This is a genomic window from Vibrio sp. Vb1166 (assembly GCF_033338695.1).
GTDB lineage: Bacteria > Pseudomonadota > Gammaproteobacteria > Enterobacterales > Vibrionaceae > Vibrio > Vibrio alginolyticus.
Map to the genome: position 1 here is coordinate 21,185 of NZ_JAWOTE010000021.1, position 23,567 is coordinate 44,751.

The following is a 23,567-nucleotide window of genomic DNA, read 5'->3' on the forward strand; positions in this document are numbered from 1 at the left end:
GATGATGAACACAGAATGGAGAGTAGTTGTTAAAATTTGGTTCTTGTTGCTTATTTGCTCCTTTTAGGTAGAAGATTTGCTTGATGATTAATTATGCAGCACATTGTCATTTAAATGTGCTGCGATTTTGATGAGTTAAAAATGCCAGTGGTTATGCATTTTGTGGAGTAAGTGTCTGCCTGTTTTTTGTTCAGTCATGTCCTCAGGCGTAACGACAAAGGTTAAGCTCCGCATTATCCATCACTTTTGTTTTTTCACCTTTCATTACGCTTGCTAGCAATTGACCTGAACCACAAGCCATCGTCCAACCCAGAGTTCCGTGTCCGGTGTTAGTAAAAAGGTTATCGTATTTAGTCGCGCCGATAATTGGTGTGCCATCAGGCGTCATTGGCCTAAAGCCGCTCCAAAACTCAGCTTGTCTGAAGTCACCACAACGAGGAAAAAGATCACGGATGACCATTTCGATGGTGTTTTTGCGCTTTTGTGGAAGGGAAGCATCAAACCCTGCTAATTCTGCGGTGCCAGCTACGCGAATTCGGTCATCAAATCGAGTCATAGCGACTTTGTAGGTTTCATCCATCACAGTAGATCGAGGAGAGAAGTGTTCATCTTCCATCGGGATGGTGAGTGAATAGCCTTTGACAGGGTAGACCGGAATATCAATATCGAGTTGCTTGAGTAGCGCTGTAGAGTAGCTGCCAGAGGCCACCACATATTGGTCTGCTTTAAATTGTCCTCGGTTCGTTTGGACACCTATGATCTTTTTACCTACTGTAACCCAATTGCTTACTTCAGTATCGAACTCAAATCGGACACCGTGTGCCTTAGCAAGCTCCGTTAGTTGTTGGCAAAATTGATGGCAATCGCCCGTTTCGTCATCAGGTAGATGCAAGCCACCAACCAGTTTGTCTTTCACAAGTGCAAGCCCTGGCTCTTGTTCAATACATTGTTCGACGTCCATTAGCTTAAATCGGGTTCCGCTTTGTTCAAGGAGCTGCATGTCCTTTTCAATGGCTTGCAGCTGTTGATGTGTTCGGAATACTTGCAAGGTCCCAAACTGACGTCCTTGATACTCAATGGCGTGTTCTTGGCGTAACTGTTCTAAGCAAACACGGCTGTGGTTAGCGATCGAAAGCATGCGAGCCTTGTTAACTTGATAGCGAGGTAGGGTGCAGTTCGCGACCATTTTACTCGCCCAGCGGATCATGTCGGCATTCAGAGTGGGTTTGATTTTAAGTGGAGCATGCTCCTCCATTAACCACTTAATGGCTTTAACAGGAACACCAGGCGCAGCCCAAGGCGAAGAATAGCCATATGAAATCTGCCCGGCATTGGCGAAGCTCGTTTCCATGGCACTGCTTGGTTGGCGGTCAATGACGGTAACTTGATAGCCTGCTTGAGATAAATACCAAGCAGAGGTTAAGCCGATAACGCCGCTGCCTAATACGATGACTTCCATTGATGCACTCCACACATTTATCAGAGTGCTCAGTTTCTTTTCTTTACCTTTTGTTAACAATCGATATAAATTACACGCAGCGTTTAGAAAAACTATAGGCTCAAGGATGAAAAGTAATCTGATAAGTGGCTTATGTCTATTTAGCCAAGTCGCGGAGTACAACAGCTTTACTGGTGCTGCAAGACATTTACACCTCACCACTGGTGCCATAAGCCAACAAATTATTCATTTGGAAGCGTTATTAGGTTTTACTTTATTTGAACGCCACTCTCGCGGTATTCGTTTAACCGTAAAAGGCACTCAGTTACACCAAGCGACGCAGTTTCACTTTTCGGAACTGAGCAAATTGCTTGATGAGCTCAAAGTAGAAAAGCAAACTAATGAAATTCGTTTGAAGTTGACGCCTTCTTTTGCTTTCAAATGGTTAGTCCCAAAGCTCGAAAGCTTCCATCATGATAATCCGGATATCCAAGTACAAATCTTTGCGGAAGGTGCGCTGGTAAATAGTGAGATAAAAGACTATGACGTCGCAATTGACTATGGTCTTCATCCTTATAGAAATGCTAACGCGGAGCTGATTTTGGATGAGCATCTGCTGCCGGTGATGAGTCCAAAATACCTTGAAGATCATGGCTGGCTAAAAACGTTGTTTGGTGAACAAAAAACCTCAATGCCAGTGAAGCAATGGCAAGAGGCGACGCTACTACACGATGCGATGCCATGGGAAAAAGCGACGCGTGACTATGAGTGGCTATATTGGGCGTCAGCGATGGGGTTGGATTTTAAAACCGATATCGGACACTTTTTTAATCGAACGGATATGGCGATGTCTGCAGCCGAAGCAGGCGTTGGGATTGCGATGGCACGAATGGCACTGATTGAGGATGAATTGACGACAGAGCGTTTGGTTTCTCCATTCAAACCGATTCCTGCCAATGCAGGGTATTACTTGATCATGAACACACGTACGAATGCGACAGAAACGTTTCGTCACTGGTTACTTGGACAGTTGAATTAGCGTTTTATCTCTGTGATTCATCCCTACGTTATTTGTTGAAAAATTGGGCAATATAAGTTTTAAGCAAGGTAAGTGCTTTGCTTGCCGCTATTTGAGTGATGAAAGACAGGGAAGAACATGAAAGACGAAACGCTATCCATCCATTTTGGTTACGAAACTGACCCTACCACTAAATCTGTCGCGACGCCGATTTATCAAACAGTCGCGTACGAGTTTGACAACGCGCAGCACGGCGCTGATCTGTTTAACTTGGAAGTGCCGGGGAATATCTACACTCGCATCATGAATCCGACTAACGATGTTCTGGAAAAACGCATGGCGGCGTTAGAAGGCGGCATTGCTGGATTGGTCGTGAGTGCGGGGAGTGCAGCGATTAACTATGCAATTCTGACCTTAGCGCAAGCGGGCGATAACATCGTTTCTACGCCGCAACTTTATGGCGGTACTTATACCTTGTTTGCGCACATGCTCCCAAATCAAGGTATTCAGGTGAAGTTTGCTAAAGATGACAAGCCAGAAAGTTTGGCCGAATTAATTGATGAAAATACCAAAGCGGTGTACTGCGAGAGCATTGGTAACCCTGCGGGTAATATCATCGATTTAGAACGTGTGGCGGAGCTTGCTCATGCACAAGGCGTACCTGTGATTGTGGATAACACCGTTGCGACGCCAGTGCTTTGCAAACCCATCGAATTTGGTGCGGATATCGTAGTTCACTCTCTCACTAAATACGTTGGTGGGCATGGCACCACATTAGGTGGCGTGATTGTGGATTCAGGTAAATTCCCTTGGGCGCAGCACAAAGACCGCTTTCCTGTTTTCAACCAACCAGAACCTTCTTACCACGGCGTGGTGTATACCGAAGCGTTTGGTGAGGCGGCATTTATCGGGCGTGCGCGTACCGTACCACTGCGTAATACCGGAGCAGCATTATCACCGATGAATGCATTTATGCTTATGCAAGGGCTAGAAACGTTACCGCTGCGTATGGAGCGCCATACCGAGAACACACTCAAAGTGGCTGAATTCTTGGAACAGAATGACAAAGTCAGTTGGGTAAGTTATGCCGGATTGCCAAGTTCTGAACACTTCCATCTCGCCGAAAAATACATGAAAGGTAAGCCTTCTGCGATTTTGTCGTTTGGTTTAAAAGACGGTTATGACGCAGGTGTGCGTTTTTATGATGCTTTGAAAATCTTTAAGCGTTTGGTGAACATTGGCGATGCAAAATCATTGGCTTGCCATCCTGCATCGACGACTCATCGTCAATTGAGCGAAGCAGAACAAAAACAAGCTGGTGTGTCTCCAGAGATGATTCGTTTATCGGTGGGCATTGAACATATTGACGATATTCTAGCCGATTTAGAACAGGCACTAAACGCGTAAAACGATTCTGTTTTTAGCTTTGGGTTACCCATAGGCCAGCCTTTAAAAAGCTGGCCTATTTTTATTTTATTGTTTAAATATCAAGGGTTTTGGTGTTTTTGGTTTGTGGTATTCCAAAAGCTCATAGAGGGTGAGATTTATTCTCTTGTCACGTTTGGGGTGGTTCCTGATGATGTGTGCAAGTATTACACATTGGAAGGGACTCAAATGTCTTACGTATTTCACCGTCATTGCCATGCCACGCTGCCAATCATCGATAGAGGTGAAGGTGTTTATCTATTCGATAAGCATGGAAAGCAGTATCTCGATGCTTGTGGTGGTGCTGCGGTATCAAACCTTGGCCACAGTCATCACGCCGTTAAAAAAGCCATGTTGGAACAGATCGAGCGAGTGCCATTTGCTCATACTGGATTTTTTACTAGTGACAACAGTGAGCGCCTAGCAGAATTGATTTGTCAGCACATGCCTGAACAGTTCAACCATGTGTATTTAGTCAGTGGCGGATCAGAAGCGGTGGAGTCGGCACTAAAAATGGCGCGGCAGTATTTCGTGGAATCAGGTAAGCCAGAGAAAAAGCAATTCATCGCGCGTCAGCAAAGTTATCACGGTAATACCTTGGGGGCTTTGGCTGTCGGAGGTAATGAATGGCGACGTGAACCGTTCAAACCCATCTTACACCCGAGCCATCATATCGCCCCTTGCTATGCTTATCGTTATCAGCAGAGTCATGAGTCGGAATTGGATTACTCATTGCGAGCGGCGAATGAGCTAGAGGCAAAAATTCTTGAGTTGGGGGCTGATAATGTCATGGCTTTTGTCGCCGAGCCCATTGTGGGAGCCACCGCTGGAGCTGTGACTGCCACACAAGGTTACTTCAAGCGTATTCGCGAAATATGCGACCAATACGATGTGTTATTGATCTTGGATGAGGTCATGTGTGGCGTTGGACGCAGTGGCAGTTTTTTTGCATTTGAGCAAGAAGAGGCAGAACCCGATCTGGTGTGTATGGCTAAAGGGCTTGGTGCGGGTTATCAACCTATTGGCGCGGTGGTTGTGAATGATCGAGTCTACCAAGCTATTGCCGGTGGAAGCGGTTTTTTCCAACATGGCCATACCTTTATGGCGCACCCTGTGGCGTGCGCTGCTGCCGTGGCAACCATTCAAACCATCTTCCAAGATGATTTATTAACGGCGGTGAATCAGCAAAGTGCTTTGCTGCGTAATGAGCTTACTTCTGAATTGGCCCATTTACCGTACATTGGCGACATTCGTGGTAAAGGCTTATTTTTTGGCATTGAGCTGGTGGCGGATAAAGAAAGCAAGGCGCCTCTGAGTAAAGCCACATTGGCAGACAAACGCATCAAACAGCAAGCAATGGAAAATGGCTTAATGTGCTACCCAATGGGCGGAACGATTGATGGCGTTAATGGGCACCATATCTTGCTTGCACCGCCATTCATTATTCAGCCTCACCATATTGATGAGCTAGTTGGCAAACTCTCATTAACGCTAAAAGAGGTAGCGAAGGAATGGAATTAGAAAATCGATCTATACGAGAGCCTATCGCTATTATCGTGGCCCCAAACGGTGCAAGAAAAACTAAGTACGATCACGCCAGCTTACCCATGACAACAGACGAACTGGTTGCAGAGGCTATCGCTTGTCAAACGGCAGGGGCTGCTATGATCCATTTGCATGCTAGAGACGCCAACGGACGTCATTCATTAGACATCGACGACAACATGGCAATTTACCATGCCGTGAAAGAAGCAGTGGGACAAAACATGATGGTACAGCTCACCACAGAGGCGGTGGGCTTGTATTCTCCGCCACAACAGATGGCGTTAGTTAAAGCTGTGAAACCAGAAGCGGCTTCTTTCGCATTGAGGGAGTTAATCCCTGATCGCGCAAGTGAGAAAGAAGGGCATGCCTTTTTCCATTGGGTGGCAGAACACAACATCGTGAGCCAAATTATTCTCTACGATGCAACCGACATTGAACGTTATTTCCAACTGCGTGATGCGGGCGTGTTACCTAAAACGCATCAGCATGCATTAGTGGTGTTAGGGCGTTATCACCAAGCTCAACAGTCTTCGCCATGGGATTTACGAGGTTTGAATTTGGCGCGTTTTGTCGAGGAAGAAATTCGATGTGCCATTTGTGCTTTTGGCGCGCGAGAGCAAGACTGTTTAGCGAGTGCGATGTTACTTGGATTCGATGTGAGAGTGGGGTTTGAGAATAACCACGTCGATGTGGCAGGCGAATTAGCAATCAGTAACGCGGCTCAGGTGGAAGCTCTACGCGATGTGGCGCATCGCTTTGCTATTCCTTTACACAGTGCGCAAAGTTTGCGTTCAGCTTTGAAGTAAATCTGCTCGCGGAAAAGAAAAAAAGAAGAAAGGAAAGTAAAAAGGCTCCATCGGAGCCTTTTCGGTATTTGTCGTTAGTTCTCAGTTTGCGCTACAGGTTGACGAGCGGGATGTTTGATAAACACCGCGACAACAGCCGCTATCGCTAATGCAAAACAATAGTAAGAATTGGCAACTACTTCAAGTGGCGATAGGTTGAATACGGAACCTAGCAGCAGTACTTGAGCACCGTAAGGCAACACGCCTTGCACCACGCATGAGAAAATGTCTAACAAGCTTGCTGAGCGGCGAGGAGAGACATTATTCTCTTCCGCCAGTTGGCGAGCAACGCTGCCCGATACAATGATGGCTACGGTGTTGTTTGCCGTACAGCCATTGACCATTGATACCAAACTTGCAATACCTAGCTCGCTTGCACGACTGTTCGCATGCTTAGAGTGACTAGAGCCAAACGCGTGGATAAGGCTACTAACGAAATTTGTTAGAAAAGCAAGACCACCTTGGCGACGCATCAGTTCACTCAAACCACCAATCAACATGGATAACAAGAAGATCTCTTGCATGTTACCAAAGCCTTTGTAAACGTCTTGGGCTAGATTAGTTAGTCCGTAATTGTCAATCGATGCCAAGCTCACGCCGCCAGCCAAAAGAATGCCAATCGACAGAACCACAAACACATTCACACCAGATACCGCTAGGATCAAAATAGTGATGTACGGCAAGACTTTTAGCCACTCAATATCGCCAGTTGCAGGCACTTGAGTCGCAGTACTGTTGAAAGCGAACACTGCAATCGCGATCAACGCCGCAGGTAAAGCAATACGAATGTTCTCTTTAAACTTGTCTTTCATCTCACAACCTTGAGAGCGTGTCGCCGCGATGGTGGTGTCAGAGATGATAGAAAGGTTATCACCAAACATAGCGCCGCTCAGCACAACGCCTGCGGTTAACGGTAAGCTCATTCCTGCTGATTCAGCAATACCCAACGCTACGGGGGCAACGGCTGCGATGGTACCCATCGAAGTGCCCATTGCTGTTGCGATAAAAGCAGAAATCAGAAAAATGCCCGGTAAAATCATGCTGGTTGGAATAGCGGATAAACCAAGGTTCACTGTTGCATCAACACCGCCAGAGGCTTTTGCTACCGCAGCAAAGGCACCTGCAAGCAGATAGATCATACACATTGCGATGATGTCTGGGTGGCCAACACCACGCATGAAGTGTTCGATTGAGCGGTTAAGTTTCTCTTTACTTAAAAGAAACGCAATGATGATGGCTGGTAATACCGCGATGGGTGCAGGCAGCTGGTAGAAGGCAAATTCCACGCCTTGCAAAGATAAGTAAGTGCCTACGCCAATAAATAGCGCAAGGAATACAATTAATGGGATCAGTGCGACCGCAGACGGTGCAACTGTTTTAGTAGTTTGTTGGGAACCGGACATGTAAACGACAATGTTAATGATAAGAGAGAAGAGCAGACTAATATCACATTTCTACATTGTCAACGTCTAGACGTCTAAATGGCTGTTTAAATTTTACACGTAAAGAAAAAGATAAAAGCTCGTGTTGCGTATCTCACTGATACCACGAGCTTTAGTTATGCGCTAATGAAGAGACTGTTGTTATTGCATTGATTTGGCTTTTTTGCGTTTAACAATACCTAAAACCATCCACGTAAATAAGACAGCAGCAAATGCCCATACCAGATATTTGTATTCGGTGTACAGGTTGCTCAACACGCTTAAATGCTCAAATGCAAAGTGAGTTAACAAGCTGAATACCAATACCCAAACCGTCGCCGCGAGGGCGTTACCGAGCAAAAACTCTCTACGTGGCATTTTCGCGATACCGCATGCAAGAGGCATAAATTGCTTCATTCCTTCAATAAAGCGGCTGACGACCAAGCACGTAGGGCCGTATTTCTGGATAGTCAATTGAAGCGTTTGCATCTTCGGGCCGGAAATGTAGCCTTTTTTATCCAACCAGCCTTCAAAGTAATAGCCGATTAGGTAACCACAGGTATTACCCAAAAAGCAGCTCAGCCACGATACCATCATTACCATACTTAGGTTCATGACTTGTTCTGACGAGAGCAAAGATGCCGCGATCATCAGTGATTGACCAGGCATCGGGATACCTATCCCTTCTAGAAATATACTGACAATCAGCGCAACGTAGCCGTATTGCTCAAGCAAAGGCTTCATTGACACGAGAAGTTCGTTAATATGTTCCAAAAGCTTTCCCCTAATAAAAGCGGAACGAAGTTGGAGTGATACTCCGAATGTCCTATTGGGTCAATTCTTGTTTCTCACCATTGAGAAAAACTGACATGCCTCTGATAATTGCGCAGAATCAACCTGCAGCAGGCTTTATTCGCCGCCACGCTCTTTGGTAGCGGCGAATTAGGGAGATCCTTATGACTCTTTGGCTTTGGTGAATGCACCATACAAATCAAGGCGGCGATGACGTAAGTTGGTGACAGAGCCTTCGGTATTAAGCTGTTTCAACTTAGTCAAATCAACATCAGCGAAGATTATCATTTCGGTGTTGGCGCTTGCTTCTGTCAAGGTCGCATCGTGTGGGAAATAGATATCCGACGGTGAGAATACGGCAGATTGTGCGTACTGGATATCGACATTATCAACACGAGGTAAGTTGCCGACACTGCCCCCAATTGCAACGTAGCATTCGTTTTCGATGGCTCGTGATTGGGAACAGATTCGTACTCGTTGGTAGCCATTTTTTGTGTCCGTCCAGAAAGGAACGAATACAATTTGTGCGCCTTGTTCTGCTAACATTCTTCCCAATTCAGGGAATTCGCTGTCATAACAAATCAGTATGCCGACTTTGCCCGCATCGGTTTCGAACACTTGAACATTGTCACCACCGTCGATCACCCAGTCTTTTTGCTCATGGGGCGTGATGTGGATCTTATATTGAGCGTTTATTTCACCATCTCGTTGCAGCAAGTAGGCCACATTATACAGTTTGCCATCTTCGATAACGGGCATACTGCCTGCAATAATGTTGATGTTGTAGGTGACAGCCATCTGCGAGAAGCGGTTTTTGATCTCTTCTGTAAAGCTAGCCAAAAAGCGAATTGCTTCGACGGAATTTTGGTCGTTTTGCAATCCCATCAGCGGCGCGTTAAAGAATTCAGGGAATAGGGCGAAATCGGCTTTGTAGTTCGCAAGAGAAGAAATGAAGAACTCAGCCTGATCGAGCAAGTCCTCTAAGTCATTCATAGCACGCATTTGCCACTGCACAACACCAATACGAATCAGCGTTTTTTCTACATCATGGACGGATTGAATATCCTCTTCGTAGAAAAAGTTATCCCACTCCAGTAGAGTTGCGTAGCCTTTAGAAGCACTATCCTCTGGCAAGTAACCACGCATAATACGCTTTACATCGAAGTCATTTGCAAGCTGAAAAGACAAAATAGGATCGTGAAGCTCACGGCGTTTTATCTTGTCGATGTATTCAGCCACGCTCAATTCGTCAGCATATTTGTGGTAATTCGGGATGCGGCCACCGGCTAAAATTGCTTTGAAGTTCTTACTCCGGCAAAGCTCTTTACGCGCATCATACAAACGTCGACCTAAACGTAGCCCTCGATAGTCCGGGTGGACAAATACATCGAGACCATACATTGCATCACCGGTTACTTGATTCTGTATGACGTTGTTTTCGGTAATGATGTCGGTATATAGATGAGGAAGAGAAAAGCGGTTGTAGTCCACTTTAATGGTTAATGCTGCACCGACTATTTTGCCGTTATCTTCAATACAGATTTGGCCATCAGGAAACTGATGAATGAGATCCATAATAGTCAGCCGTGGCCATGAGCCGCCAACATCAGGAAACACTAAGTCCATTAGTTCTGCAAGCTCAGGGTAATCCGTTGGCTCAATGGTACGTAATGAGAGTTTGGGCGAATTGCTGTCCATATCTTTCAATCCATTTATCCTTTTGAAACAGTGTTAATGAGAATGCCACAATTTGGAGCAGACAGATACTGAAGTCTTTGAGTTGTTTTGGTTTACCAAAAGCATTTCAAGAAAACAATATTAGCTTAGTTTGCTCTTCAACCATTCGTAAAACGCCGCCACTTTCTTAGCCGATAGGCGATAATTCGGGATCATCACGTAATAACCATAACCACTCTGTAAAGTTAGGTTGAGAATATGTTGGATATCCCCTCTCAAAATAGAATTCTGCGCCATAAAATCAGGAAGTAAGGCGAGTCCTTTTCCCATTTTGACGGCTTCGTAAGCTAGGTAAAAATGTTCAAAGCCTACAGAGTGATAGGTAACGGTTGATTCTACTGCATGTGCCGCCTTAAATTGCTCCCACAACTGAGGACGAGTGATTTGAGGTATCAGCGGATAGTCGCTAACAGCGTGCACATTCTTGAGTGCAGGAGCGTTAGTACAACCGACCAATAGTAGTATTTCTTCGCATAGTAAGTGGCTGTATTCATAATGCGTGGATAATGGAAGGCAGCGAATATGTAAGTCACTTTCGTTGCTCGAATCTTTGACGTTCCCATCCCCAGTACAGACTCTTACTCGGATGTTAGGATGTTGCTGGTGGAAGTCATCAATATTAGGTATCAACCAAAGACTGGCAAAAGAAGGGGTTACGTCCACGGTGAGTAATTCTTGCTTTGAATCTGACTGGATTAAGTTGGCAGTTGCATGCTGAATAAGCTCCAAAGCTTCTGTGACTTGCGGCAGATAACGCTTGCCTTCTTCGGTTAACTCAATACCACTCGCCCCTCTTTGTATTAAAGGTAAACCCACCAATTGCTCCAGCGATGCGATTTGTTTGCTTACTGCGCTTTGCGTAATACATAGGGCATCCGCTGCTTTAGAGAAACTGAGGTAATTAGAGACCGCGACAAACGTCCTTAATGCTCGAATAGAAGGGTATTCACTGCCTTTTAACATACTTCAGTTCCATTAAACTCTGCTTAGGCAAAGAGTAGAGTATTCACGGCTTGAAGCAAAGTAAGATGCAACGTATGTGTGATTAGCTTCCTTTCTTATAAAAACTAGCTAAGCGTTTTTTGACTGATTAATCTACAAGAGTATTTTAGATGTTTATTTAATTTCTTTGAAAAATCTACAAATTAACAAGAATCTTTTTCACATCAGCGATTAACCTCAATTTAGTATTGTTTATATAAAGTAAACAGACAGCTCTTTTTTTCTGTTTTTGTTCGGCGTTCTTTAGAGGATTGTCAGTGTTCTATAAAATTAAATATATTTTTCATTAATTTAAAGTTGGCATTGCATTTGCTATTTACTATTCGAACCTTCAATAGAACTTATATTAGGAGAACGAAATGAAAAGCAATGTTGTTACTTTGATTAGCCTTTTTTCTTTAGCAACGTTTAGTACTTTATCACATGCTGCGGACTCCAACGATCATGGTGTATATGTTGGCGCCAACTACGGTTACTTAAAAGTTGATGGACAAGATGACTTTGATGATGACAGCGATGTTATTCAAGGTTTAGTTGGTTACCGTTTTAATCCTTACTTAGCGTTGGAAGGTGGTTACATTGATTTCGGTAGCTATGGTAATAACCTAGCAAATGCCGAAACGGACGGCTATACAGCGGCTCTAAAAGTTACCGCTCCCATTGCTGATCGTGTCGACCTTTACGCAAAAGGCGGTCAAATGTGGTACTCGACGGATTACAACGTTGCGGGCTTCCAAGGCAACAAAGATGATGAAGGTGTATTCGCTGGTGCCGGTGTCGGTTTTAAAGTTACTGATAACTTCTTAGTTAACGCAGAATATATGTGGTACGACGTAGAACTCAATGCGGAGAATGTCGCGAACGGTGCAAACACGGAAACAGACTTTAACCAAGCATCACTAGGTGTAGAGTATCGCTTCTAATATTGTTAACAACTCTAAGCCCTAATAAAAAGCGAAGCCTAAATAGCTTCGCTTTCTCTGAACTCAATCTAGTTGAGGATAATAGAGCGGTTTTTAGAATAATTGTTCGTGCCTTTTACTGTCACTCTACTATATTTAGAGCATTTCTAACATGACTATCTAACCTTCTTACTAGTCTCGAAAAACAAAGTTTTATCACTCTATAAGTAATACTCGATAGGTCGATCGCTGCGCTACCTGACATTACATTCATGTGACCTAAAATACCGCGAACGTGTTCTGTATACTCGTTTTTTAGTTTTGAGATGTACGCCATAGCTTTAGCTAGTTGATCCCAAGCAGTAAGGCCTACAGTTGCTATTTGTTGTATTATATGACCCAGACCTGAAATTCTTAGTAAGGTCAAAATTGAAGAGACTATTTTACTTACCCAACCATCAGTCATCCGAGCATTATATCTATTGTTGAAGTCAAGAAATACGTTGCGTTCTAGGTAAGCTTGAGATTTGGGTTGTAGTGCCGACCACTCATTACTTGTAGCGGTATTGACATAACTCGGAACAGATTTTTTCCCAGTCCATGAGCGTGGAAGTCGATACCAGAACCTCCTTCTAACCGATACTCAATATCCCCCGTAAATAAATGGACATAGAGGAGATATAGGAACTGGAGTTGTATCATGAGTGCATTGTTTAATTTCCATATAAGTCAGAGTCTATATAACCAAATAAATTACATTGGCTGTTTACGTAGTAGTCATCGTTTTCTTCATCATCAATTGAAAAAGCAAAGTACTTAAGAGGGTTCTCAGTGTCACAAGCAAGGTTAGCCATGTTATTTTTTACGTAATCCTCTATTTTATAACCATCAAAGCTTCCTTCCCAAATAATAGTACTTTCATCATTACTGAGTTCTGCGACTAAAACAATAGTTACATAGTGCTCAATAAGAGGAGTGCTTATGATGTTTTTATTTTCATAGACTGGAGAAAATTCAAAGCGACCAGTACTGTCTGTGAATGTTGATAAGTCTATTGTTTTCCCTGACATGCTTAAACCAATACTAAGGCTAACCTTCAGGCTACTAAGTGGTTTTCCTTTCTTTGTTAACACACCATTGATTTGCGGTGTGTATTGATTAACGTGTTCGTCATTCAATTTACTTTCTTCAAAATTCATTACAATGCTCACTAATATGACTGTAATAATTCCAGTAACTTAATTTTTCACAACAATATTTTCATTTTGAAATTTAAAAATCTATATATGTTGTGTTTCTATTCAATATCTAAGGTTAACTTTGTGATTAGAGTTACGTTATTTTTTGTAACTACTGTTTGTAGTCATTACATCTATAGAGTTGTAATGAAACAAGCGAGTAGGGACTAACAATGAATACATCAATCAATTCATCGAGGGAGATGAGTATAGACTTTAGACTTAGATCTAGTTATCTCTTAGAAAGGATAGGTAAGCAGAAGACTTTTAAGTTGCAGGGCTTTTAGTACCATGCTTTCTGCCTTTTAGATTAGTACTTATGAACTTCTTGTTTACTGATTAATACTCAACGAGTTTGTAAACCTACATGGGCCAAAGGTATGCGGTAATCCATGTAGTAAGATTTCAGAAAGCATGAATGTTTGAAAAAAGAGACTATTTTAGTTGATACAAAAAAGGCCACCCGAAGGTGGCCTTTTCCAAACGTTTGGTGGAGCTGGCGGGAGTTGAACCCGCGTCCGAAAACCGTTCATCATTGGTACTACATGCTTAGTCGATCTTTAATTTCGCCACCCACCTGCGAACCGACACGCTAATGAATGACTAGCCTGAATTAAAATTCGCCGTTCATCTCTCAGGCGGGAGAATCCGGGCTAGCGCGTTTGGGTTTGATCCCTCGTTATTCCCCGTCTTACGTGCGGAAGCTAGGGCGAGAGAGCTCTTAGCAGGTTATTAAGCTGCTAGTGCGTAGTTTTCGTCGTTTGCGACTATTTTTTTGCGGTTTGTTAACGAGGCCTACCGCACCTCGGCATGCACCTCAGACTTCTGAATTCCCGTCGAATCCTAAATCAGCCCCAGGTAATATTCGCATAGTAACAGAAAAGCATTGGCTGTCCAGTACTATGCGTTTAAGTGGTCAAGATTAACGCAGCGCGCTCTTCATTACGCGTGCTTTTTCTCTTGCCCAGTCTTTTTCTTTTAGATCCGTACGTTTATCGTGCAGCTTTTTACCTTTTGCTACGCCAATTTTTAGTTTCACCCAAGAGCGAGACCAGTACAGTGAGAGGGCCGTTAATGTCATACCTTCACGGTTTACACGTCCGAATAGGTTATCCAGCTCACGACGACTCATTAGTAGTTTACGCACACGTGTAGGGTTCGCCACAACGTGTGTCGATGCCTGATTTAAAGGAGTGATTGTCATGCCACTCACAAAGGCTTCACCGTCACGCATAAATACGTAACTTTCAGAAATATTGGCTTTACCTTGGCGAAGGGCTTTCACTTCCCAACCTTGGAGCTCCAAGCCAGCTTCGATTTCATCATCGATGAAATACTCGTGGCGAGCTTTTTTATTCAGCGCGATAGTATTGCTACCCGCTTTTTGTTTCGTTTTTTTCTTTGCCATAATAGCGACATTATACGGGTTGGATATCGGATAGGAAATCCTTTTATTTGCGCAATCGTGGAATAAAAGTAAAATTGGCAGGAGCTTTAAATCTGTACATGTATCGATAGGAGTATGTATGAAGCAAGTCAGCCGTTCTGCGCTTGTGTCTTTTAGTGCTGAACAGATGTTCAATCTGGTTAACGATGTTGCTAAATACCCTGAGTTTCTGCCTGGTTGCTCGGGCTCTAGAATCATTGAGTCTTCGGGTAATGGTATGGTGGCTTCTGTCGATGTGGCGAAGGCTGGTATCAGCAAAACGTTTACTACTTCAAATGAGCTGATCCCAGGCCAAGCAATTATGATGAACTTGGTGGATGGCCCGTTTAAGACGTTGCGTGGTGGTTGGATTTTTACCGCGCTAGATGAGCAAGCTTGCAAGGTTGAACTAAAGCTTGAGTTTGAATTCTCAAGTAAAATGATTGAGATGGCCTTCGGTAAGATTTTTAACGAGCTTACTAGTAATATGGTAAATGCATTTACTAAACGCGCAAAACAGGTCTACGAGTGTTATGAGTATTGAGTCAGATATGATTCACGTTGAGGTTGTCTATGCTCTTCCTCATGAACAGCGTGTATTTAACTTAGTGGTAAATAATCACGCAACGGTAGAAGAGATCATTCGACAATCCGGTGTATTGGAGTTGTACCCTGAAATTGATTTGTCCAAGAACAAAGTGGGTGTGTTTAGTCGTAACGTGAAGTTGGATGCGACCGTTCGAGATCGAGACCGAATAGAGATTTATCGTCCGTTACTCGCCGATCCGAAAGAGATTCGCCGTAAACGGGCGGAGCAGGCTAAAGCCGAGGGGAGTGCAGACCCAGTCACCGGTGGCAAGCCTAGTTCTGTACGTAAAAATAAGCAGGATTAATATAAACCCAATAGCTCATGTGAGTTACTCAAAGTTTGACTAACGTGATTTCTATATAATAAAAAACCTCCCAAACGGGAGGTTTTTTTGCAAAAGTCAGTTTACTGAATTTGCTCGTAAAATGCGTCACTTTTTGGAAAGTCACCACTGATGTCTGCGAGTGTGCCTTGGTCATTAAAGTTTACAATCAGATCTTTCTGTACTGGTTCGCCATGGCCAGGAGTATGATGATAGATGTAATACCAAGTGTTTGGATAGCCGTTTTCAATAAGCATTGGCGACCCTAATACGAAGCGAACCTGTGCTTTAGTCATCCCAAACTTTAATTTATCAACCGCACTTTGTTCTACATAGTTGCCTTGGTTGATATCAATACGATAAACCAGTCTTTCCAATACCGAACATCCTGTCAGCAATGTCATTGCTAATGGTACGGCAACTAACCACTTCTTTAATTGCATAATAATTTCTTAGTAACCTTTAAAATACTGCGCTGATAATAAACAAGCTCGACGCAGATGTAAAAAGCTATGCGTCGTATGGTAGACAATCTGACAACGAATTTTGAGTTGAGTTGCATTTATTCACCGATATTAGGCGGTAAATGTCACCACATGACGTATTAGTTAGGTGACGAAGAGCACATTTCAATCGGAGGTAGGGTGATGGACGCTTTCAGCGGTGAGCCAAGCCTAGTGACTCGTTAGTCGGTTTTGGCGAATTCGCGTAATGCATCACCTGAAAAACGATAATACTCTTTTTCATGAATTAGTGTTGCACCAATTGAGCGGTAAAACTGACCTGCGGTAGGGTTACTACTTTCAGCTGTCCAGTCCAACCTTTGGCATCCACACTTGATCGCCAAAGATGCCAGATACTTCATTAACTTGAGACCAACCCCTTTTCCTCGAACCTTCGAAGATACGAACAGATCTTTTAAGTACATCTGTCCTGAGAGTTTTGGGGCAGGGAGCATGACGGTATAAGATGCAAAGCCTACGACGTCATCATTATCGTAAACCGCAATGATATTAACACCAGAATGTTCAGAGAAGACTTGGCTCTTTAGATAATGGACCAGATCGTGTTTTGATGAAGCTTTTTCTTTGAAGTAGTAATGTTCTAACTCAATAAAAATAGGGATGAGATCTAAGCAGTTGGTTTTGTGTATTGCTCTGATATCCATATCTCATCCCTTGTCGATTTATTAAGCGGCGATAAGCAGTTCTTTTGCGTTTGCCAACGTTGAGTCGGTTATTTGACTACCACCAAGTAAGCGAGCTAATTCTGCCACACGTTGTTGTTCATCTAATGCGTGCATTTGGGTTTCGGTTTGGCCTGCTTTGGTTTGCTTAGCAACAAACATTTGTTGATGGCCGCATCCGGCAACTTGAGGGAGGTGAGTGACACACAATACTTGAGTAGATTCGCCAAGCTTGCGTAGCATTTTGCCCACTACGGCAGCTGTTGGGCCACTAATACCTACGTCCACTTCATCGAAGATTAAACTTGGTGTATCTACTTTCTGAGCGGTGATCACTTGGATAGCTAGAGAGATACGTGATAGCTCACCGCCTGACGCAACTTTTGCTATAGGTTGCAATGGTTGTCCCGGGTTGGTCGATACTAAGAAGCACACGCTGTCCATGCCAAGCGGCGATGGGTGCGTGTTGTCATTGCTAACTTCGATACTGAATACTGCTTTCTCCATGCTCAATTCGTGCATGCTTTGTGTGATCAGTTTGTTCAGTTCTTTTGCGTAACGGCTGCGTGATTTGTGCAGTTTTTCTGCTTGTGTTAGAAAGCTTTGGTACTTGTGTTCTACTTCTTGAGCAAGTTCATCTAAACGTTCATCGGAGCAATCTAACGCTTCTACTTGGGCCAGAAGATCTTGATGATGCTGGTAGAGTTCTTCTGGCATTACGTGGTGTTTACGAGCTACAGACATCACTTTAGAAAAACGTTCTTCTACATAAGCCATACGAGCTGGATCAACATCGATGCCATCTAAGTAGCTGCGTAATTCATTCTTCGTTTCTTCAAGTTGAATCATCGCTTCTGACAGCATGTTAGGTAGCTCAGATAGCTTTTCATCTAATTCGGCTAATTGAATTAGGGAGTGATTGGCCGATTGCAAAATACCAAGCGCATTGACTTCTTCACCTTCGTAAATAAGTTCGATGGCTTGCTGACAGGTAGTGGCGAGTTCACCACTGTTGGATAGTCGTTTATGCTCTTGCTCGAGCTCTGCAAATTCTTCTTCACCTAGCGATAACTCATTCAGTTCTTTGATTTGGTATTCAAGCAACTGTTTTTGCGCCTGGTTTTGCTGGCTATTTTCTTTTAGCTGCTTGAGGTTATTATCCGCCTGACGCCAATGCTGGTAAGCACTTCGTGTGCTTTTTAGTAGGTTTAAATGCCCAGCATATTGGTCGAGCATGGCCATTTGGTGCTCACTTTTCATCAATTGATGATGAGCGTGCTGCCCATGGATATTGATAAGTAGCTGCCCTAGAGATTTGAGTTGTGATAGTGGAACAGGGCTGCCATTAATGAAGGCTCTTGAGCGGCCTTCTTTTGTGATAATACGACGCAAAATACACTCACTGCCATCTAGCAGATCGTTATCTTCTAACCAACGTGTTGCATGTAAGTTGTTGTCCAATAAAAAAGCGGCGCTAACTTCGGTTTTCTCTTCACCTTGTCGCACCATGCCGGCATCGGCTCGTCCGCCTAAGCAGAGCCCTAAAGCATCGATAGCAATGGATTTACCCGCGCCTGTTTCACCTGTAATGGTGGTCATGCCCTTAGAAAGCTCGAGTTGTAAAGACTTAACAATCGCAAAATTATTAACACTTAGATGAGCCAGCATTTTATTTACCTGTATAACTGAACAATACTGTATAAGAGAACAGTATATACTGTTTCTTTATACAGTAAAGTCAGGTAAGGAAAATTTTCTTTGTAGGCTGTTTTTTTGTGATGAAGTGGGAAAAATGAGCCGATGTGATTACAACGACTCATTAAAATTGAACAGGTTACGGACGAGTTGGGTTAATCGTTAGTGGTTCTAGTGTGACGACTGCATTCACACCTGCACCTGGGTGATCTACGTATGAAGTATCTTGCATTAGAGTGTAGTAAACGTCGACGAAGTCATCATCATTCGTGAGTACACCATCGGGGATAGTGTCGATGATCTTGTTCGTGATTTGCGGAATAATCGCGTAAGCCTGAACTTCTGGATCTGGAATCGCTTTCAATACTTCTTCGGCAACTTGAACAAGGAGTTTTGCCAATTGTTTATAGTCTGTGCCGTCATCTTGCTCCATGAGCACAATGTCTGCCGCACCCCAGCGGTAACGAGACCAGTGAATAATGATCTGATTCGGATAGTAATCTTGGTTATCGTAGTCTAAGTATGGAAGCTCCACCAAATCGAGAGTAGGTTCATCACGACTTGGATTGACGCCCGTTACGATAGCGTAGATTTCTGCCTTGCCAGAGATCCAAGGTTCTTTGTCATCGGCTAGACGGATCTTTTTCAACTGCGTGGTTTGAATTGGAGCCGCTTCGCTATTTGACAATAGCGGTGTATTTTGGCGTTGTTCATCAGCAATATATGGTTGAACTAAAGCTGGTTGACCGAGTTTTTTCATCTCAGCTTGCATAGCTTGCAAGCCTGCTTTTAGCTCTGCAGAGCTATTGTTATCAACGACAAGCACAGGTACCTCAGGGAGCTGGTAAACATCGAGTTGATGGATGTTGCCATAAACATCAAATGCTTCGATGTATTGCCAATTCTCATCATCACCACTTGGTTCAAATGCAAATAATGGCTCGACCTCGCCACTTTGCCATGCTGTTATCATGGCTTCATTTGCCAAGCGAACTTCTAACAACTGATCTGAGTATTCAGAAATACCTTTCCAGCTACGAATTTGAGTGTCAGCTTGTACAAGCTGGCGGCTGAACTCTGAGTTAGGGTTTTGCTTAACAAATGCTGATACAGAAACGTTAGTCTGTTGCGGAGTAATATCTCTTCTCAGCATGGGTTCAATGGCAGCATAATTCTCACTCAATTGTTGAGCTAGGGCCCGTTTCGTCTTAGTGATATCTTCCGCTTTTGCGTTGGACACACTGTTGACTTGCGTTTCCTCTGATTGGCAGCCAATAAGTGCTAATGTACTGAGAACAGACAGAATGATGGTTTTCTTCATAATATGTCCTTTATTGATTGTATGAAATAGAGTTAATACTCTATTCATGGTGAGAATATCACCGGACATAGATCATTGAATTTGCTTTTCTATCTTTTGTGTAAAGTTTGCCCACAGGATCAAAATTTATAAGCTTCTCTTTAATGATGACAAATATCGTGTCGCCTCACTACTTTGTGTCTATTTCTTGTCTAAGAAAGCCAAAAGCCAGTAGCAATTGAGCTGCTGGCTTTTTTATTGAAGTTATTACCCTGAGTAACAAGTGTTAGAACAATTTACTAGACCAGCCAAGCTTATTCCGTAAGACGTGATAGTAGCTGTAGTCTTTTGGATGGATGAGCTTTAGTACATTTGGACTTTGATAGATGTGAATTTCGTCGCCAGGGGTAACTGGAAGTGAGACTTGTCCATCACAGCTAACTTCTTGTGTTCCACGGTTTTCTGGTGATACCACCAATTTAATTCGACGTTTTCCATCAACCACCAAAGGTCGACTCGACAATGTATGAGGGAACATTGGCACGAGTGAAATGGCATTCAAGCTAGGAGAAAGAATTGGGCCGCCGCCAGAAAGTGAATATGCCGTCGAGCCAGTCGGAGTGGAGACAATCAAACCGTCGGCCCGTAAAGAGAAGGCGAAGCTTTCATCAATATACACTTCAAATTCAATCATATGAGCAATTTGCCCTGGGTGAAGTACGGCTTCGTTTAGCGCAGCGTTATGGCTCTTTATTTGTCCGTGGCGGTGTACTTCCGCCTCTAAAAGAAAACGCTCCTCTTCAATGTACTCACCGTCGAGTACCGCTTGCAGAGACGCTTGGAAGTCGTCTGGGTTCAAGTCAGTTAAGAAGCCCAAATTTCCGCGGTTCACGCCTATAACTGGTACATCAAATCGGGATAAAATTCTTGCTGCACCTAGCATGTTGCCATCGCCACCAACCACAATGGCTAGGTCGGCATTTTTTCCTAGTTCAACTAAGCTAGCAAACTGACTCTGTGGGATATCATCCAGTATTGCGGCAAGGCGATCGTCAATGAATACTTTATAGCCCTCAGAGGTCAACCATTGGTACAACTCTTTATGAGTTTGAATTGCTTGTTGATCTCTTGGTTTTCCGATAATCGCGATCACGTTACATGGATTTTTCATAGCATTTCCGCATTAAAGAGGCTTGAATCAGGAATCTTCATCCCCATAATAATGGCAAGTCACCTAAATATGCGAATTTTTATGTGGTTAAAGCCCGCAAAAACGCGCATGGCTTTAAGGGCATTATGTTGAATTCTGGAGATATCATGAGCAACGAAGAAAACAAAGTTACAGAAGAAGAGCTTGATCAAATCATCGAAGAGGCTGAAAAAGTAGAAGCTGAAGCACAAGAAGTTGAAGCTGAGCTTGAAGAGCTTGGTGATGAGACAGACGCTAAGATTGCTCAACTAGAAGCGGCACTATTGTCTAGCGAGGCAAAAGTAAAAGAGCAACAAGATGCGGTGTTGCGTTCTAAAGCTGAAGTAGAAAACATGCGTCGTCGCACTGAGCAAGAGATCGATAAAGCACGTAAGTTTGCGTTGAACAAGTTTGCAGAAGAGCTGCTTCCTGTTATTGATAACCTAGAGCGTGCAATTCAAGCGGCAGATACAGAGAATGAAACTGTGAAGCCGTTCCTAGAAGGCGTTGAACTAACCCATAAAACGTTTGTAGACGTTGTCGCGAAATTTGGCTTGAAAGCAATCAACCCTGAAGGTGAAGCATTCAATCCAGAGTTCCATCAAGCGATGTCGATTCAGGAGAGCCCTGATCATGAATCAAACACTGTTATGTTTGTTATGCAAAAAGGTTACGAACTAAACGGTCGTGTGATTCGTCCGGCAATGGTAATGGTTGCTAAGTAACTTTAACTCCCTGTTTTTTAAATATAAAAGCGCCCATCATTTTTGATGGGCGCTTTTTTGTTTTAAACATAAATGACTGCATCGAACTTCGTTGTATATCGATAAATGAAAATTTGATCCCCTTCATATTTTTTCCTATTGGTTAATTATTTTCCTATAGGAGATTTTCTCTCATCTCGCTGCGTGTTTATTAACGGAAAGGGCTATAAGTGATTGTAATCATTCGCTGTGTGAATGTTTGTTCTGCATAGGAATGTAAATATAGTCATTTTTTCTAAAACAATTTCGTTAACAAAAATGTAAATTATCACTTTATTTTGTAACTTCGGTGTGTATGATTTGCGACTAATGCTTTAAAAGTAAGCATATATAACTACAAAAATGTAAATAGTAAACACAGCATATCGGAGATTTATAATGGATAAATCGCTTTCTAGTAAGATTTTTATAGGCTTGTTTGCCGGCCTTGTGCTGGGGACAGCAATTCAGTACTTATTTAGCGGTATTGCGATTTTTGATACATACCTACTTGGAGCAGCAGAAGGTGTTGGCGGCATGTTCGTCTCACTGATCAAATTGCTTGTTGTTCCTTTAGTTTACGTTTCAATCGTATGCGGCATTGTTGACTTGAAAGATATCAGTGCATTTGGTCGTCTTGGTGGAAAAACTTTTACCCTTTACATTCTTAACACCATCATTGCGATTACGGCGGCTTTGACTGTCGGCTTGATCTTCCAGCCAGGAGCGGGCGCTAATCTAGCAGGAACGGTATCTGAGGCTGTACAGCTGACAACGACAGAGACGCCGGACATTTTCTCTTTAGTTGTTAACATTGTTCCTAGCAATCCTGTACAAGCGTTTGCTAGCGGCGACATGCTGCAAATCATCTTTATGGCAATTTTGACGGGGCTTGCAATTCAAGCTTTGGATTCTCGTGGTGGCCCAGCTATTCGCACATTCAAAATGGCAAATGAAATCATGATGAAATTGGTTGGATTAGTGATGAGTCTTGCACCATATGGTGTGTTCGCACTAATGATTCAACTAGGTGCAACGCTAAACGCCAATACATTAATGTCCGTTGCCGGTTACGTGGCTTTGGTGGTTGCGATGTTGGTGTTTTGGATCTTCTTCTTCTACCCAATGGCAGTGAGTATTGCGACAGGAACTTCTCCAAAGACTTTCCTACGTGCAACTCGTGAGCAGATTCTTTTTTCTCTATCTACCGCGAGCTCAAACGCGACTATCCCGGTAACGATGCGCACACTGACAGAAAAGCTTCAGGTCTCTAAATCGGTTGCTGGCTTCGGTGTACCACTGGGCGCAACGATGAATATGTCTGGTGTGTCTATCTATATTGCTCTAGCAACGATGTTTGTTGCGAACGCTTTTGGCCAGCCAATTAACACCGCAGACATCTTCACACTTGGCTTAACTATTCTTCTGTTATCTATTGGTGCTGGCGGCGTTCCTGGGGGCGGCGTGGTAATGGTAGGCGTTTTGCTTCACCAACTGGGTTTACCACCTGAAGGTTTAGCAATCATTGCAGCGGTCGACCGTATTAATGATATGTTCTGTACATCATCTAACGTTGTCGGCGACACGGCAGTGAACACCATTGTTGCAAAAACAGAAGGTGAGATAGGTAAAGAAGAAGGTGTTGATGCTGAGCCTGCTCAAGCGAACGCCTAATACCTTGAATCATTTATTTTAACCCTAATATTGAAGCGAGCTCTTATGAGCTCGTTTTTTATTTAGGAAGAGTCGGACAT

Annotated in this window: 21 protein-coding genes and 1 other RNA gene; 9 read left to right on the plus strand and 13 right to left on the minus strand. The window is 43.4% G+C overall.

Features of this window, described 5'->3' with window-relative positions; genetic code table 11:
- Window positions 1-202 precede the first annotated feature (202 nt).
- Window positions 203-1,459 (minus strand): D-amino acid dehydrogenase, encoded by a 1,257-nt coding sequence (locus tag R7E51_RS18265; protein ID WP_206958382.1) that lies wholly within the window; start codon window positions 1,457-1,459, stop codon window positions 203-205.
- Window positions 1,460-1,565: 106 nt separating this feature from the next.
- Between R7E51_RS18265 and R7E51_RS18270 the strand changes: the two genes are divergently transcribed.
- The 4 genes from R7E51_RS18270 to R7E51_RS18285 all read left to right on the plus strand — a co-directional run bounded on the left by R7E51_RS18270 (window position 1,566) and on the right by R7E51_RS18285 (window position 6,232).
- A complete protein-coding gene (locus R7E51_RS18270; RefSeq protein ID WP_206958384.1) occupies window positions 1,566-2,477 on the plus strand; it encodes a LysR substrate-binding domain-containing protein in 912 nt (303 codons plus the stop codon).
- Window positions 2,478-2,594: 117 nt separating this feature from the next.
- Window positions 2,595-3,863, plus strand: coding sequence for an O-acetylhomoserine aminocarboxypropyltransferase/cysteine synthase family protein (locus R7E51_RS18275; protein WP_005381677.1), 1,269 nt, complete (start codon window positions 2,595-2,597; stop codon window positions 3,861-3,863).
- 207 nt (window positions 3,864-4,070) lie between these two features.
- Window positions 4,071-5,402, plus strand: a complete 1,332-nt coding sequence (locus R7E51_RS18280) for an aspartate aminotransferase family protein (RefSeq protein WP_206958386.1) — start codon at window positions 4,071-4,073, stop codon at window positions 5,400-5,402.
- A complete protein-coding gene (locus R7E51_RS18285; RefSeq protein WP_158157263.1) occupies window positions 5,393-6,232 on the plus strand; it encodes a 3-keto-5-aminohexanoate cleavage protein in 840 nt (279 codons plus the stop codon). Before R7E51_RS18280 ends, R7E51_RS18285 begins: the two co-directional genes overlap by 10 nt.
- 74 nt (window positions 6,233-6,306) lie before the next feature.
- Here the strand turns inward: R7E51_RS18285 and R7E51_RS18290 are convergent, their stop codons facing one another.
- The 4 genes from R7E51_RS18290 to R7E51_RS18305 form a co-directional block, all read right to left on the minus strand.
- Window positions 6,307-7,674, minus strand: coding sequence for a Na+/H+ antiporter NhaC family protein (locus tag R7E51_RS18290; protein WP_206958389.1), 1,368 nt, complete (start codon window positions 7,672-7,674; stop codon window positions 6,307-6,309).
- 180 nt (window positions 7,675-7,854) lie between these two features.
- Window positions 7,855-8,442, minus strand: a complete 588-nt coding sequence (locus tag R7E51_RS18295; protein ID WP_005381671.1) for a DedA family protein — start codon at window positions 8,440-8,442, stop codon at window positions 7,855-7,857.
- A 204-nt stretch (window positions 8,443-8,646) separates the two neighbouring features.
- Window positions 8,647-10,182: a bifunctional GNAT family N-acetyltransferase/carbon-nitrogen hydrolase family protein gene (locus R7E51_RS18300; RefSeq protein ID WP_047102129.1), complete on the minus strand. Its 1,536-nt coding sequence runs from the start codon at window positions 10,180-10,182 to the stop codon at window positions 8,647-8,649.
- A 120-nt stretch (window positions 10,183-10,302) separates the two neighbouring features.
- A complete protein-coding gene (locus tag R7E51_RS18305; RefSeq protein WP_047102126.1) occupies window positions 10,303-11,184 on the minus strand; it encodes a LysR family transcriptional regulator in 882 nt (293 codons plus the stop codon).
- Window positions 11,185-11,582: 398 nt separating this feature from the next.
- Between R7E51_RS18305 and R7E51_RS18310 the strand changes: the two genes are divergently transcribed.
- Window positions 11,583-12,146, plus strand: a complete 564-nt coding sequence (locus tag R7E51_RS18310) for a porin family protein (RefSeq protein WP_005381668.1) — start codon at window positions 11,583-11,585, stop codon at window positions 12,144-12,146.
- A 692-nt stretch (window positions 12,147-12,838) separates the two neighbouring features.
- Here the strand turns inward: R7E51_RS18310 and R7E51_RS18315 are convergent.
- From R7E51_RS18315 to smpB, 3 genes are all read right to left on the minus strand, one after another.
- Complete coding sequence (locus R7E51_RS18315) at window positions 12,839-13,324, minus strand: DUF6795 domain-containing protein (protein ID WP_206958391.1); 486 nt, start codon at window positions 13,322-13,324, stop codon at window positions 12,839-12,841.
- A 527-nt stretch (window positions 13,325-13,851) separates the two neighbouring features.
- Window positions 13,852-14,219: a transfer-messenger RNA gene (ssrA, locus tag R7E51_RS18320) on the minus strand.
- Between the two features lie 66 nt (window positions 14,220-14,285).
- Window positions 14,286-14,771, minus strand: a complete 486-nt coding sequence (gene smpB, locus R7E51_RS18325) for an SsrA-binding protein SmpB (RefSeq protein WP_005381642.1) — start codon at window positions 14,769-14,771, stop codon at window positions 14,286-14,288.
- A gap of 118 nt (window positions 14,772-14,889) precedes the next feature.
- On the opposite strand from smpB, the gene R7E51_RS18330 reads away from it, so the two are divergent.
- Window positions 14,890-15,333: an SRPBCC family protein gene (locus R7E51_RS18330; protein WP_005381641.1), complete on the plus strand. Its 444-nt coding sequence runs from the start codon at window positions 14,890-14,892 to the stop codon at window positions 15,331-15,333.
- Window positions 15,323-15,682, plus strand: a complete 360-nt coding sequence (locus tag R7E51_RS18335) for an RnfH family protein (RefSeq protein WP_005381640.1) — start codon at window positions 15,323-15,325, stop codon at window positions 15,680-15,682. Before R7E51_RS18330 ends, R7E51_RS18335 begins: the two co-directional genes overlap by 11 nt.
- 101 nt (window positions 15,683-15,783) lie before the next feature.
- Here the strand turns inward: R7E51_RS18335 and bamE are convergent, their stop codons facing one another.
- The 5 genes from bamE to nadK form a co-directional block, all read right to left on the minus strand.
- Complete coding sequence (gene bamE / locus R7E51_RS18340; RefSeq protein WP_017820585.1) at window positions 15,784-16,143, minus strand: outer membrane protein assembly factor BamE; 360 nt, start codon at window positions 16,141-16,143, stop codon at window positions 15,784-15,786.
- 242 nt (window positions 16,144-16,385) lie between these two features.
- Window positions 16,386-16,868 carry a GNAT family N-acetyltransferase gene (locus R7E51_RS18345; RefSeq protein WP_154204810.1) on the minus strand — a complete coding sequence of 161 codons (483 nt, stop codon included), beginning with the start codon at window positions 16,866-16,868 and terminating at the stop codon, window positions 16,386-16,388.
- 21 nt (window positions 16,869-16,889) lie between these two features.
- Window positions 16,890-18,554 carry a DNA repair protein RecN gene (gene recN, locus R7E51_RS18350; protein WP_005383750.1) on the minus strand — a complete coding sequence of 555 codons (1,665 nt, stop codon included), beginning with the start codon at window positions 18,552-18,554 and terminating at the stop codon, window positions 16,890-16,892.
- A 166-nt stretch (window positions 18,555-18,720) separates the two neighbouring features.
- Window positions 18,721-19,902, minus strand: a complete 1,182-nt coding sequence (locus tag R7E51_RS18355; RefSeq protein WP_017820586.1) for a DUF3103 domain-containing protein — start codon at window positions 19,900-19,902, stop codon at window positions 18,721-18,723.
- Between the two features lie 265 nt (window positions 19,903-20,167).
- A complete protein-coding gene (nadK, locus tag R7E51_RS18360; RefSeq protein WP_005381631.1) occupies window positions 20,168-21,052 on the minus strand; it encodes an NAD(+) kinase in 885 nt (294 codons plus the stop codon).
- A 146-nt stretch (window positions 21,053-21,198) separates the two neighbouring features.
- Here nadK and grpE point away from each other — a divergent pair, with 146 nt between their 5' ends.
- Together grpE and R7E51_RS18370 are read left to right on the plus strand one after the other, a co-directional pair.
- Entirely contained in the window at window positions 21,199-21,795 is a 597-nt protein-coding gene (gene grpE, locus R7E51_RS18365) for a nucleotide exchange factor GrpE (RefSeq protein ID WP_021034134.1), read from the plus strand.
- 417 nt (window positions 21,796-22,212) lie between these two features.
- On the plus strand, window positions 22,213-23,487 hold the full coding sequence (locus R7E51_RS18370; RefSeq protein WP_005381625.1) for a dicarboxylate/amino acid:cation symporter: 1,275 nt from the start codon (window positions 22,213-22,215) through the stop codon (window positions 23,485-23,487).
- Window positions 23,488-23,567: the final 80 nt, after the last annotated feature.